Annotated in this window: 10 protein-coding genes and 1 pseudogene; 4 read left to right on the forward strand and 7 right to left on the reverse strand. The window is 73.6% G+C overall.

Annotated features, from left to right (window positions below; genetic code table 11):
* Positions 1-16: 16 nt before the first annotated feature.
* Both ACF059_RS05590 and ACF059_RS05595 read left to right on the forward strand, forming a co-directional pair.
* A pseudogene (locus tag ACF059_RS05590) lies at positions 17-559 on the forward strand (GNAT family N-acetyltransferase); the annotation flags it as partial.
* A gap of 97 nt (positions 560-656) precedes the next feature.
* Positions 657-1,646, forward strand: a complete 990-nt coding sequence (locus ACF059_RS05595) for an NAD-dependent epimerase/dehydratase family protein (RefSeq protein WP_392051764.1) — start codon at positions 657-659, stop codon at positions 1,644-1,646.
* 18 nt (positions 1,647-1,664) lie between these two features.
* Here the strand turns inward: ACF059_RS05595 and ACF059_RS05600 are convergent, their stop codons facing one another.
* The 3 genes from ACF059_RS05600 to ACF059_RS05610 form a co-directional block, all read right to left on the reverse strand.
* Positions 1,665-2,510, reverse strand: coding sequence for a class I SAM-dependent methyltransferase (locus ACF059_RS05600; protein ID WP_392051767.1), 846 nt, complete (start codon positions 2,508-2,510; stop codon positions 1,665-1,667).
* 109 nt (positions 2,511-2,619) lie between these two features.
* Positions 2,620-4,656, reverse strand: a complete 2,037-nt coding sequence (locus tag ACF059_RS05605) for a prolyl oligopeptidase family protein (protein WP_392051770.1) — start codon at positions 4,654-4,656, stop codon at positions 2,620-2,622.
* Entirely contained in the window at positions 4,646-5,707 is a 1,062-nt protein-coding gene (locus ACF059_RS05610) for an AI-2E family transporter (RefSeq protein WP_392051772.1), read from the reverse strand. Before ACF059_RS05610 ends, ACF059_RS05605 begins: the two co-directional genes overlap by 11 nt.
* A gap of 172 nt (positions 5,708-5,879) precedes the next feature.
* Between ACF059_RS05610 and ACF059_RS05615 the strand changes: the two genes are divergently transcribed.
* Positions 5,880-7,169 carry an MFS transporter gene (locus ACF059_RS05615; protein ID WP_366868470.1) on the forward strand — a complete coding sequence of 430 codons (1,290 nt, stop codon included), beginning with the start codon at positions 5,880-5,882 and terminating at the stop codon, positions 7,167-7,169.
* A 14-nt stretch (positions 7,170-7,183) separates the two neighbouring features.
* Here ACF059_RS05615 and ACF059_RS05620 read toward each other — a convergent pair whose 3' ends face one another.
* The gene (locus ACF059_RS05620) at positions 7,184-7,357 is read right to left on the reverse strand and encodes a hypothetical protein (protein ID WP_360889885.1); all 174 of its coding nucleotides are present in this window, start codon (positions 7,355-7,357) and stop codon (positions 7,184-7,186) included.
* A 599-nt stretch (positions 7,358-7,956) separates the two neighbouring features.
* Here ACF059_RS05620 and ACF059_RS05625 point away from each other — a divergent pair.
* Positions 7,957-9,435, forward strand: coding sequence for a nucleobase:cation symporter-2 family protein (locus ACF059_RS05625; protein WP_392051776.1), 1,479 nt, complete (start codon positions 7,957-7,959; stop codon positions 9,433-9,435).
* Between the two features lie 20 nt (positions 9,436-9,455).
* On the opposite strand, the gene ACF059_RS05630 is transcribed toward ACF059_RS05625, so the two are convergent.
* The 3 genes from ACF059_RS05630 to ACF059_RS05640 form a co-directional block, all read right to left on the reverse strand.
* The gene (locus tag ACF059_RS05630) at positions 9,456-10,178 is read right to left on the reverse strand and encodes a transcriptional regulator (RefSeq protein WP_392051779.1); all 723 of its coding nucleotides are present in this window, start codon (positions 10,176-10,178) and stop codon (positions 9,456-9,458) included.
* Between the two features lie 156 nt (positions 10,179-10,334).
* Positions 10,335-11,843 (reverse strand): alpha/beta hydrolase, encoded by a 1,509-nt coding sequence (locus ACF059_RS05635; protein WP_392051782.1) that lies wholly within the window; start codon positions 11,841-11,843, stop codon positions 10,335-10,337.
* Between the two features lie 96 nt (positions 11,844-11,939).
* The gene (locus ACF059_RS05640) at positions 11,940-12,893 is read right to left on the reverse strand and encodes an aldo/keto reductase family oxidoreductase (RefSeq protein WP_392051785.1); all 954 of its coding nucleotides are present in this window, start codon (positions 12,891-12,893) and stop codon (positions 11,940-11,942) included.
* Positions 12,894-13,015 lie beyond the last annotated feature (122 nt).

Consider the following 13,015-nt stretch of genomic DNA (forward strand, 5'->3'; position numbering starts at 1 on the left):
TCCGGGTGCCCGCCGGCGCCGCACCCGGGACAATGGCCCCATGCTGATACGCGCGGCACGTCCGGACGAGCTGACCGCCCTCCAGGACATCGAGCGGGCCGCCGGGCACTGCTTCCGGGACCTCGGCATGGCGGAGATCGCCGACGACGAGCCGCCCACGCTCGACGAACTCGCCCGCTACCGGCGGGCCGGACTGGCCTGGGTCGCGGTCGACGGGGCCGGCGCCGGTCCCGGTGCCCCGGTGGCCTATCTGATCGCCGAGCGCGTCGAGGGCAACCTCCACGTCGAGCAGGTGTCCGTGCGTCCGGACCGCGCGCGCCGCGGCATCGGCCGGTCCCTGCTGGAACACCTGGCGGAACACGCCAGGCGCGAGGGCGCGCCCGCGTTGACCCTGACCACCTTCACCGAGGTCCCGTGGAACGCCCCCTACTACGAGCGTTGCGGGTTCCGGCTCCTGGACGACGCCCGGCTCACTCCGGGCCTGCGGGAGATCCGCGAGCGCGAGTCGGCGCACGGCTTGGACCGGTGGCCCCGCGCCTGCATGCGGCGGGACGTGTGACGGCCTCGGCCCGCAGGCCGCGACCTCACGGAGAGACTCCCTTCGCCGAAGGCGAACCGCGCACCAGGTGGGCCATTCCCTGTGGTGGGGTGGGGAGATGAACCTTCTGATATTGGGCGGGACCGCCTGGCTGGGCCGGGAGATCACGCGTCAGGCGCTGGAGCGCGGGCACGAGGTGACCTGTCTGGCGCGCGGCGAGAGCGGTGACGTCGCCCCCGGCGCACGCCTGGTGGCCGCAGACCGGGCGGAGGAGTCCGCCTACGCCGGCCTGGTGGACCGCGACTGGGACGCCGTCGTGGAGGTGTCGTGGCAGCCCGCCTTCGTCCGCGGGGCGCTCGCCGCCCTGGCGGGACGGGCCCGCCACTGGACCTACGTCTCGTCCGTCAGCGCCTACGCCGACCACGCGGCGGTCGGCGCCGACGAGTCGGCCGCCCTGCTGCCGGCGACCGACCTGCCGTACGCGGAGCGCGATGCGTACGGGGAGGCCAAGGTCGCCTGCGAAGCGGCCTCGCGCGCGGCGCTGGGAGAGCGGCTGCTCGTCGCCCGCGCCGGCCTGATCGGCGGGCCGGGCGACCACAGCGGGCGTTCGGGGTACTGGGTGGCGCGCGCGGCCCGTCAGGTCGACCAGCCCATGCTGGTGCCGCGCTCGCCCGGCCTGCCGACGCAGGTGGTCGACGTACGGGACCTCGCGGGCTGGCTGCTGGACCTGACGGAGCGGCGCACCACCGGGACCTTCGACGCCGTGGGGCCCGTCGTCCCCTTCGAGGAGTGGGTGGACCTGTCACGGCGGGTGGGCGGCCACACCGGACGGGTCGCGGCCGCCGAACCGCAGTGGCTCCTCGACCAGGGCGTCGGCCCGTTCATGGGCCCCGAGTCGATGGCGATGTGGATGCCGGACCCCCGGTACGCGGGCTTCTCCTCGCGCGCCGGGGCCGCGGCGCGCGCGGCCGGGCTGCGTCACCGCCCCCGCGCGCAGCTGCTGGAGGACACCCTGCGGTGGGAACGCGCCGAGGGGCTGGAGCGCCCCCGCCGGGCCGGCCTGAGCACCGCGCGCGAGCGGGAGCTGCTCACGGCGCTCGGCGGCTGACCGGGGCCACTTCGCGGGTCAGGTGCGGGGCCTGGTCGCGAGGGCGGCCCGTACGGGGACGGTCAGGGCGTAGCCGCCCCGCGGGTCGTGGTCCAGAAGGGCTCGGCGCAGCTCGGAGGCGAAGGCGTCCTTCCGGTCACCGAGCCGGGCCGGGCTGGAGCGGGCGAAGGAGAACTGGAGGCCGACGAGCTGGTCCACGGTGTAGCGGACGGGCTGCCCCCACGCGATGGTCTCGACGCGGGAGAACGGCGACTTGGCGAGGTGGTCGTACATGTCGTCCGCGTCCCCTTCGTCGTCGGCGTCATCCGCGTCATCCGCGCCCTCCGGCGTTCCCCCCGCGCCCCCGCCCGGCGCGGACCGCGCACCGTGCCCCGGTCCGAGGAAGCGCGCGCACACCTCCTCGACGACGGCCCACCAGGGCGGGCGCGGGCCCTCCTCCCCGGCCGGGGACGTGATGACGACGACCCCTCCGCGCGGCGCCAGCGCCGTGTCCAGGTCGGCCAGCACCCGGGCCCGGTCCATCCGGTGGAAGGCCCTGCCGATCACGCACAGGTCGATCCGCGGAAGGCACAGCCGGGGGAGGCACGCGGCGTCGCCGGTCAGCCAGGAGATGTTGCGACGGCCGCGTTCCCCGGCGAGCCTGCACCCCTCGGCGAGCATGGCCGGTTCCGTGTCGACGGCGTACACCTGGTCGACCAGCGGTGCCAGGGCCAGGGCGAGCGTGCCCGGCCCGGCACCGAGGTCCAGCACGGTCTGGGAGCCGTCGAGCGCGAAGCGGTCCGCGAGCAGCTCGTAGAGCTCCGCCGGGTACGGCGGCCGGTAGCGGGCGTAGTACGGGGCGGTGGACGCGATCGGCGTGCTCATGGGGTCCTCCCTGGCCGGGGTTGCATCCGCCGATCCTGGATCACTACCCGCCGCGCCGGGGCCACTGGCACACCGAATCCCCCGTTCGGATGGCCGCCGCGCGCGTGCGTCACGTGGCCGGGGTCAGCCGCTCCCACAGGAAGCTGTGGACCAGCGCCTCGTTGAAGGCGGTCTGCGCGTGGTCGGTGGCGCCCGCGTGACCGCCGCCCAGGTGCTCGTGGAAGAGCACCGGATGCCCGAACTCGCGCAGCCGGGCGGCCATCTTGCGGGCGTGGCCCGGGTGGACCCGGTCGTCACGGGTCGAGGTGAGCAGGAGCAGCGGCGGGTACGGGGGCCCGTCCGCCCGGATCCGGTGGTACGGGGAGATCTCCTCCAGGTGGGGCCGGTCGGCGGGGTCGTCGGGGTCCCCGTACTCGGCGATCCAGCTGGCACCGGCCAGCAGCTTGTGGAAGCGGAGCATGTCCAGCAGCGGCACGTGGGCGACGACCGCGCCGAACAGTTCCGGTTCCCGGGTGAGCATCGCACCCATCAGGAGGCCGCCGTTGCTGCCGCCCTCGATGCCCAGCTGGGCGGGGGTGGTGACGTCCCGGGCCACGAGGTCGCGGGCGACGGCGGCGAAGTCCTCGTAGGCGCGGACCCGGTTGGCGCCGAGGGCCGCCTTGTGCCAGGCCGGCCCGTACTCGTGCCCGCCCCGGATGCCCGCGACGACGTAGGTGCCGCCGCGCGCGAGCCACGCGCGCCCGGTGACCGCGCTGTAGTGCGGCACCATCGAGATCTCGAAACCGCCGTACCCGTACAGGAGGGTGGGTCCGGGGCCGGGACGGTCCTCGGGCCCGACGACGAAGTACGGGACCTGCGTGCCGTCCGCGGAGGTCGCGAAGTACTGGCGGACGGCGAGACCGGCGGTGTCGAAGAGGGCCGGGCCCTGCTTGACGCTCTCGCTCTCGCCGTCCGCGCCGGCCGTGCCCCGGTAGAGGGTGGACGGCTGGAGGAAGCCGGAGACGTGGTGGAAGTACTCGTCGCTCTCGTCCGGGTCGGTGCAGGTGACCGAGGCGGTGGACAGCGGCGGCACCCCCGGCAGCGGTGCGCGGCGCCAGCCGTCCGGGCCCGGGGTGAGGAGCTCCATGCGGGAGGAGACGTCGGCGTTGGTGCTGAGGATGAGGTGGTTGCGGGTCCAGCTGTAGCCGGCGAGCGCGGTGCGCTCGTCCGGGGCGAACAGGACCTCGGCCGTCCGGTCCCCCGCGAGGAAGGCGTCGAAGGGGAAGGCGAGGAGGCTGCCCGCGGGCTGGCCCAGCCACGGTGACTTGGTGGTGACGGTCAGCCAGTCGCGAAAGACGTGGGCGCTCGCGTCGTCCGGCACGTCGATCTTCAGCGGTGGGGCGGCTTCGCCGGTTCCGCCCGGCTGGAGGAGGAAGAGTTCCTGGTTCCAGAAGTCGATCTGGCGGTGGACGAAGTCCCGCTCGAAGCCGGGGGTGTCGTCGTGCCAGCCGGAGGCGGACAGGTCCGTCGGCCGGCCCTCGTAGACCAGCTCCGCGTCCTCGACCGGCGTGCCGCGCCGCCAGCGGCGCACCTGGAGCGGGTAGCCCGACCCGGACAGGGAGCCGGCGCCGAAGTCCGTACCGATCCAGACGCGGTCGGCGTCGATCCATCCGATCCGGGTCTTGGCCTCCGCGACCGTGAACCCGTCCGGCACGAACTCCAGGGTCTCCAGGTCGAATTCGCGCACCACGCAGGCGTCCGCGCCGTCCCGCGACAGCAGGACCAGGGCGCGGCGGTGCTCGGGGGCCAGGACGCGGCTGCCCGCCCAGGCCCACTTCTCCCCCTCGGCCTCGGCCAGCGCGTCGAGGTCCAGGAGCACCTCCCAGGCCGGCCGGTCCGTGCGGTACTCGTCGAGCGTGGTCCTGCGCCACACCCCGCGCACGCGGTCGGCGTCCTGCCAGAAGTTGTAGAGGTGGCGTCCCCGGCGGGTGACGTAGGGGATCCTGCCGTCGTCGTCCAGGACCTCGCGCACCTCCTGCTCGATCGCCTTGAACCGGGGGGCACCGGTCAGCGCGGCCACGGTCTCGGCGTTGCGCTCCCGGACCCAGGTGAGGGCGCTCTCGCCGGTGACGTCTTCCAGCCAGAGGTAGGGGTCTTCATCGCTCATCCGAAGATTGTGCAGGACGGCGGGCCCCGCGCAGGGCCGTGTGGACCGACCAGGTCACCGAGACCAGGGGGACCGCGACCACCGCGCCGACCATTCCGGCGGCGATGGCGCCCGCGACGACCGAGATCGCCACCACCAGGGGGTGCAGGCGAACCGCCCGGCTCATCACCAGCGGATGCAGCAGGTGGCCCTCGATCTGGCCGATGACCACGATCAGCGCGACCACCACGGCCGCCACGAACGGCCCCTTCCCGGCCAGCGCGACCACGGCGGCGACGCCCAGCGCGACGGGCGATCCGATGAGCGGGACGAAGGCCGCGCCGAACTCCAGCAGCGCCAGGGGCACGGCCAGCGGAACCCCCAGGAGGTACAGCGCCACCCCCACGAGGACCGCGTTCGTCGCCGCGACCAGGACGATCCCGTGCGTGTAGCCGGTGAAGGTGCGCCAGGCCGCCCGCCCGCCGATCGCCACCCGGGCGCGCGCCGTCTCGGGGAGCTGCGCGCAGAACCACACCCATTGCCGGTCGCCGCCGTGCAGGAAGAGGACGGAGCAGAACAGCCCGAGCGCCAGGACGGTCAGGACGTGGAGCAGGCGCCCGGCCCCGCTGACCGCCTCGCTGAGCAGGGTGGAGCGGTGGCTGGACAGGTACGCGCCGACCCGGGACTGGACGTCGGACAGTGCCTGCGGGTTCAGCCGGAAGGGCGGCCGTTCCAGCCACGCCTCGATGCTGTCCAGCCCCCGGCGGAACTCCCGTATCAAAGTGGTGCTCTCCCCGGCCACCGCCTCCCCGACCAGCGTCAGCACGCCCAGGAGCAGCGCCGCGCTGCCGATGAGGCACACGGCGACGGCGAGCGTCCGGGGCAGTACGCGCGCCAGCCGCCGGGTGGGCGGGCCCAGCAGCGCCGCGACGACGAGGCCGAGGAAGAGGGCCACGGCGATCTCGTGGAAGCGGCCGAGCAGGGCGAAGACCGCGTAGACGGCGGCGGCGACGACCAGCAGGCGCCAGGCGTACGACGCGGCCGTACGCAAGGACGGGGACACCGGCGGCATGACCCATGACTGCCACTGCGAGGCCGGGCTGCCACGCCCCGGGCCGCGGATTCGTCCGTCCGGGGCTGCCTCGGGTGCGTACCAGGGGGGCGAGCCCGGCGGACGGGGCCCGGCGCCGGGGGCAGCGAAAATCCGTTGCCGAGGCGGGGGCGAGAACCGAGGATGGCCCCTCGTGAGCACCTCCCGATGGGCCGCCGTCCTGCCCGATCTCGCCCCCTGGCGGTCCAGCCGCGACTTCCGGCTGCTGTTCTACCAGGGGACGGTGACGTACTTCGGCTCGTTCATGGCGATGATCGCGCTGCCGCTCCAGATCAAGCACCTGACCGACTCGCCGCTCGCGGTCGGCGCGATGGGCGCCGTGGAGCTGGTTCCGCTGGTGGTCTTCGGCCTGTACGGAGGGGCGCTGGCCGATGCGGTCGACCGGCGGCGCATGATCCTGCTGACCGAAGCCGGGCTCGGGGTGCTCGCGCTCGTCCTGCTGGTGAACGCCCTGCTGCCGAACCCGCTGCTGTGGCCGCTGTACGTGGTGGCCGCCGGGGTGTCCGCGCTGTCCGGGCTCCAGCGGCCGGCGCTGGACTCGCTGATGGCGCGGATCGTGCCGCACGACCAGCTGACCGCGGCCGCCGCCCTCAATGGGCTGCGCTACCAGGCGGGCGCGATCGCGGGTCCCGCGCTGGCCGGTCTGGTCGTGGCCTTCGCCGGCCACGCCTCGGCCTACTCGGTCACGGTCGTCGGCTTCCTCGTCTCCGTACTGCTGTGCCTGCGCCTCAGTCCGGCGCCGCCCGTGAAGGGCGCGGAGCGCCCGTCGCTGCGCGGGATCGCCGAGGGCGCGCGCTACGCGTGGAGCCGCCCGGTGCTGCTCGGCACGTACGCCGTCGACCTGGCGGCGATGCTCTTCGCCTTCCCGAACGCGATCTTCCCCTTCCTCGCGGACGAGCTGGACGCGGTGTGGGCCCTGGGCCTGATGTACGCGGCGGGCGCGGTGGGTTCACTGGTGCTGGGGCTGACCAGCGGCTGGGTGTCCCGGGTACGGCGGCACGGGCTGCTCGTGGTGTCCGGGGCCGCGGTGTGGGGCCTGGCGATCGCGGGCGCCGGCGCGACCACGGGCATCTGGCTCGTGCTGCTGTGCCTCGCGGTGGCGGGAGCGGGTGACATGCTCAGCGGGCTGGGCCGCGCCACGATCTGGAACCAGACGATCCCCGAGGAGCTGCGCGGCCGGCTCGCGGGCATCGAGGTGCTCTCGTACAGCGTCGGCCCGCAGCTCGGCCAGGTCCGGGCGGGCACCATGGCCGGCTGGACCGGTACCCGGCCGGCGTTCTGGAGCGGCGGTCTCGCCTGTGTGGCCTCGGTCGCGGTGCTGGCGGCGCTCCTGCCGAAGCTGATCTCCTACGACGCGGACACCGACGAGGACGCACGGCGCCGCCGGGCGGCCCGGGAGGCGGAGCCGAGCCCGGCGGCCTGACCGGGGGCGGCCGCTCAGGTGTCGTTCTCGGCGAGGATGCGGTCGGCCGCGTAGTGCGGGCAGGTGGGGATGTGCCAGGTCACCGAGAGGGAGCGGGTACCGGTGCGCAGCGTGCGCACCGTGCCGTCCGCCGCGCTGGCTTTGCAGAAGGGACACACGACCGTCTCGGGGCGCAGTAGATCGAACATGCCGTGTCCTTCCCGCAGCATTCTCACACCGGACCAGTCCAGAACTATCAAATCCGGCGCCATTCGGCCGCAGTACCCGCAAGTACGGGTAGGTATTCACGACCGTGGCGGTCCGGGGAGGCCGGTACGGGGCGACCGGGCGAGGCACTCGGGCGGCGGCCGCGCCGCCCGGAACCCGGGCGGTGGCCGCGATCCGGGGCCGCGGCGCGGCGAGGCGGGCCGGTCGCGCCGTCACCGCGGGGAGGCCGCTACGTCGTACGGGTTGCGCGGGGCCGCCCCGATGACGGGTCGTCCGGGGGCGCCGTCCGCGCCGGTCCGCCGGGTCGGGCCCACGGTTACTCGCGAGGAAACCCGGCCTTTGGTTAGGGTGAGCGCCCTCGGTCGCGTTTCCCTTCGGATCTCAAGATCAAAGACGGATCCGCTGCGGCGATCGAAGGATGTCCCGCCACTCCGGGACAGGAATATGTAGTGCGGAGCAACGTGTGTCGGCAACACCGCCCGACGTCGGCTCGGCATGAGCCGGCCTGCCCCCGTCCTGTCATCCAGGACCGGAGGGCGGCGGCCCTCTCACTCACCTACCTCGCGAAGGCAAGGCAGAGATGGCACGCGATCCCCGTCAGTCCACCCGTCACTCCTCCCCCCACGCTTCCCCCGGCACTTCCTCCCGCTCAGCGCGGCGTTCGTCCCATCGGGAGACGCACCCGGTCGACGAACTGCTCCCCCTCCCCCGGCTCGCCCTCTACGGCTTCCAGCACGTCCTCGCGTTCTACGCGGCGGCGGTCATCGTCCCGGTCCTGCTCGGCAACGCGCTCGGCCTGTCCCGCCGGGACCTCGTCCACCTCATCAACGCGGACCTCCTGACCTGCGGCGTCGCCTCGATCATCCAGGCCCTCGGCGTCTGGAAGGTCGGTGCCCGGCTGCCCCTGGTCCAAGGCGTCACCTTCACCGCGGTCTCCCCCATGATCGCCATAGGCACCGGGGCGGGCGGCGGCGCCGCCGGCCTCCTCGTCGTCTACGGGGCCGTGATCACGGCGGGCATCGCCACGTTCCTCTTCGCCCCGCTCTTCAGCAGACTCGTGAAGTACTTCCCGCCGGTGGTCATCGGTACGATCCTCACGATCATCGGCATCACGCTGATCCCGGTGGCCCTCCAGGACGCCGCGGGCGGTGCGCACCTGCTCGGCACCCCCGCGTACGGGGATCCCAGGAACCTCGCCTACGCGCTGGGCACCCTGCTCCTCATCCTGACCCTGGCGCGCATCGGCAAGCCGTTCCTCAGCAGCCTCGCCGTGCTGCTCGGGCTCGTCGTCGGCACGGCGGTCGCCTGGCTCCTGGGCGACGCCGATTTCACCGCCGTGCGGGAGACCGACTGGTTCGGGGTCACCACGCCGTTCCACTTCGGCACGCCGCGCTTCGAGCTGCTGCCGATCCTCGCCATGCTCGTCGTCATCCTGATCACCATGGTGGAGACCACCGGCGACGTCTACGCGATCGGCGAGATCACCCGCAAGGAGGTCGACGCCGACACGGTCGCCCGGGCTCTGCGCGCCGACGGCGTGGCGACGGTACTGGGCGGCGTCCTCAACTCCTTCCCGTACGTGGCCTTCGCCGAGAACATCGGGCTCGTGCGCATGTCCAAGGTGATGAGCCGGTACGTGGTCGTCGCGGCCGGCGTGTTCATGGTCGTACTGGGCCTGCTGCCGAAGGCGGGCAGCCTCGTCGCCTCGGTCCCGCACCCGGTGCTGGGCGGGGCGGCGATCGCCATGTTCGGCATCGTCGCCGCGGTCGGCATCCAGATCCTGGGCAAGGCCGATCTGCGCGAGGAGCGCAACACCCTGATCCTGGCGGTCAGTCTGGGCGCCGCCCTGCTGCCGGGCACGGTCGCCCCGTTCTTCGAGCGGATGCCGGACGACCTGCGGGCGGTGCTCGACAGCGGGATCACGCTGGGGGCCGTCACGGCGATCACGCTGAACCTGCTCTTCAACGTGTTCACCAGCCGCACCACGATGGAGATCGACTGGGACGAGATCGCAGAAGACGGGCCGCCGGAACCGCGGTTCGGAGCGGTCCCCCGCTGAGGCGGCGGCGGGGCGGGTCGTCAGCGTCCGCCCAGGGGGAAGGGTGAGGCCTCCCCCTCCTCGCCGATCAACTCCCAGAAGTGGTCGACGAGTCGGCGCAGATACGCGGCCCGCTCCGCCGCGACCTCCTTGAGCCGGGCGTCGTCGTTGCGCGCGACCAGGTGTCCCATGTACCGCTGCGAGAACTGCGAGAACTCCCCGTGCATCGTGCGCAGCGCGTCGCCCACGCTGGTCGCGTCCACCGCGACGATCTCCGCGACCGGGTCCACGAACGTCTTCCACCGCCCGTCCACGGCCGCTCGCAGGTGGTCCGCCAGCTCGTCCACGCGGCCCATGACGCCGATGAGTTCGCGCAGGGACAGTCCCAGCGCCTCCACGAGCGCCCTGGTCTGCCAGGAGTCCCCGTGCCATTGCCGTGTGGCTTCGGCGTCGCGGTACTCGGTCGGGTCCATGCCTATGCGGTACGCGAGCCGCTCCACGGTGAGCTTGCGGGCCAGCCGGTGCTCGGCGAGGGTCCGCGGTGCGATGCCCATCAGAGCCGTCGCCTCGCACCACAGGACGTCGGACAGGGCGAACAGCTCCCGGTCGCAGGGTGCCTGGGCGCCCTGCTCCCAGGCCAGGACCAGGTGGGGAGGGACGGGGGTGCCGCAGGCGGCCATGGAGTGGGCGACCTGGGCCGCGCTCAAGCCCATACGGGCTCGCGCGGATCTGGCCTCGGCGGGGGAGAACGGAGTGCTGTGCACGTGCGGGACACCTCGCAGCCCCCTCGGGCGCAGGGCGTTGCGAGGGGAGGACGGATTGATGGAGGAACACCAAGCGCGGGCACACTAACAGATGTTCACCGGGGTGTAACCGCCCATATCCCTACGATTCAAAGGCCATCTAGCCCAGGACGCCCCCTAGTTCGGGCAGTCCGTGTCCTGGGCGGGGCGCCTTCCCGTGGTCAGGAACTCGGTGACGGCGCGGTTGCCGCACGCGTTGCCGTTGCCGACGTACATCCCGTGACCGCCCTGCCCGACGGTGACCAGGCGGGCGCGGTCGCCCAGCGCCTCGCGCATCTTCAGGCCCCCGAACAGCGGGGTCGCCGGATCCCGACGGCTCTGGATCATGAGGATGTTGGACGGCCCGTCGTCGGTGATGCGGGCCGGCTTCTGGTCCGTCCCGCTTTTCCAGAAGGCACAGGGCAGGACGTTCACCGGCATGCCGGCCGTGAGGGGGTAGCGGGCCCGGTCCGCGTCGACGGCGCGCTCGTACGAGGACGTGGGCGTGCGCGGCCATGCCACGTCGTTGCAGATGACCGCGACCATGAGCGCGGCGTCCTCGTCGCGGAGGGGCTGCGCCAGCTCCGGCGGGAGGACGGGGGTCGCCGCCGGGTCCTGGACCGCCCGCAGCAGCCGGGCGAAGGCGGGGAAGGCGAGGTCGCTGGTGAGGGCGTTCTGGAGGGCCTGGCGCAGACCGTTGCCGGTCAGCGCCGTGCCCGGCGTCGTCGACGGCCTCGGCGCACGGTCCAGTTGCGCCGCGAGCGAGAGGACGAGCGGCCGTACCTCCTCCGCCTGCGCGGCCACGCGCAGGCCGTCCCGGTCCCGGTCGGGGTGGGACGCCCACTGCGCGAAGTCGGGGAAGCGTTCCTCCACGCCCGGCGCCATGTTCGCCAGCCAGCCGCGGGCCACGCGCCGCGGGTCGGGGTCGCCGCTGCTGTCCAGCACCCAGCGGTCGGTGCGCTGGGGGTACTTCTGCGCGTACAGGGCGCCCACGTAGGTCCCGTAGGAGATGCCCCAGGCGGAGATCTTCCTCTCGCCGAGCGCCTCGCGGAAGCGGTCCATGTCGCGGACCTGGTTGGCGGTGGTGAAACTGCGCAGCTCGGGGCCGCCGTTGCGGGCGCACGCCTCGGCGATGCGCCGGGAGCGCGCCACGTTCTCGGTGATCTCGCCGTCCGGGCCCGGCCAGGACCGCAGGCTGGTCAGGTACCGGTCCTGCGGGTCGAGGGCGCAGCGGGCCGTGGTGCTGGCGCCCACTCCGCGCGGATCGAGGGCGACGAGGTCGTACGCTCCGGCCAGTTCGCGCTGGAGGGCCGCGCCCTTCTGCGTGAGGCGCTGCACTCCGGAGCCGCCCGGGCCGCCGGGGATCACGATGAGCGTGCCGCGCCGGGCCTCGGGGCGGTCGCTGCGGATGCGGGAGACGGCCACGGTGATCTGCCGGCCGGCGGGGTGTGCGTAGTCCAGCGGTACGGGCAGCTCGGCGCACTCCTGGGCGGCGGGCCCGTCCGGCTTGGCGCAGGGGTGCCACGTGAGCTGCGGCGCGGACCGCGTCGGCCCGGCGAACGCCGGTGCGGCAGCCGCGGTCAGTCCGGTGGCCACGGTGGCCGTGGCGAGGGCGAGGAGGAGGGCCTTCTTGGGGTAAGTCGTCATGGCGCAAGCCTCGTTGACCGCGCCCCGGGCCCCCATCCGGCGGCCCGGTCGGCCCGCGGTGGGGATAACCCCCGGCTCTCCCGCGGCCGGCGGCGGTCAGGGCAGCGGGACTCCGCGGGCCGTGATCCACAGCTGGTACCACTCCTCGTGGGTGAGGTCGGGTGCGCGCAGGGCGGCGTCACGGCAGGCGCGGATCCGGTCGGGGCGGGCCGTGCCGATGACCGGGGCGATGGCGGCGGGGTGGCGCATCAGCCACCACAGCAGGACCGTCTCGGGGGTCGTGTCCTTGCGCCGGGCGAGCCGTACCAGCAGTTCCGCGGTGGCCTGTTCGGCCGGGGTCTGCTGGAGCCCGGTGAACCGGCCCTGCGCCAGCGCGCCCCAGGCCTGGAGCCGGATCCCGTGGTCGCGGCAGTGCTCCAGGGTGCCGAAGGGGAACCCGCCCCGCCCGAATTCGGGCGTGTTGACCAGCACCCCGGCCTCGACCCAGTCGCGGCTGTACAGGCTCATCTCCAGCTGGTTCGCCACCAGCGGTACGTCGAGCCGGGCCTGGAGGTGGGCGATCTGCGGCGCGCCCATGTTGGACACGCCGAAGCTCCGTACGAGCCCTTCGCGGTGCAGGGAGGTCAGCGCCGCCGCGATCGCGTCCACGTCCGCGAGGGGATCGGGACGGTGCAGCAGGAGCACGTCGATGACATCGGTCCGCAGCCGGGTCAGGCTCTCCTCCACGCGCTGCCTGATGCTCGGCCCCCGCAGGTCGTACATTCCGGGGAGACTCCCGTCGCCCAGCCGGATCCCGCACTTGGTCTGGAGCGTGATGCGCTCGCGCAGTCCCGGGGTCCGCGCGAGGACCTCGCCGAACACCGCCTCGGCCTTGCCGTGCCGGTAGATGTCGGCGTGGTCGAAGGCGGTGATCCCGCTGTCGAGGGCGGCGCTGACGGCCGCCTCGGCGGCGTCGATGTCGGCGGGCCCGTACGGCTCGGGCCCCCAGCTCCCGCCCAGCCCCATGCACCCGTACAGCACCCGTTCACCCGCACCCGCGTTCGTCGTCACGGCCCCACCCTAGTCGTGCTCGTCTCGGGTGAAGAACCCTCCCCGGGGCGGCCCTGAGCGGCCCCGTGGGGGCCCTCGGGGAGGGCGTGGACGGCCGTCCACCGCGGGCGCGGGGAGGTGGG

The sequence above is a fragment of the Streptomyces sp. NPDC016562 genome, assembly GCF_043076955.1.
Taxonomy (GTDB): Bacteria; Actinomycetota; Actinomycetes; order Streptomycetales; family Streptomycetaceae; genus Streptomyces.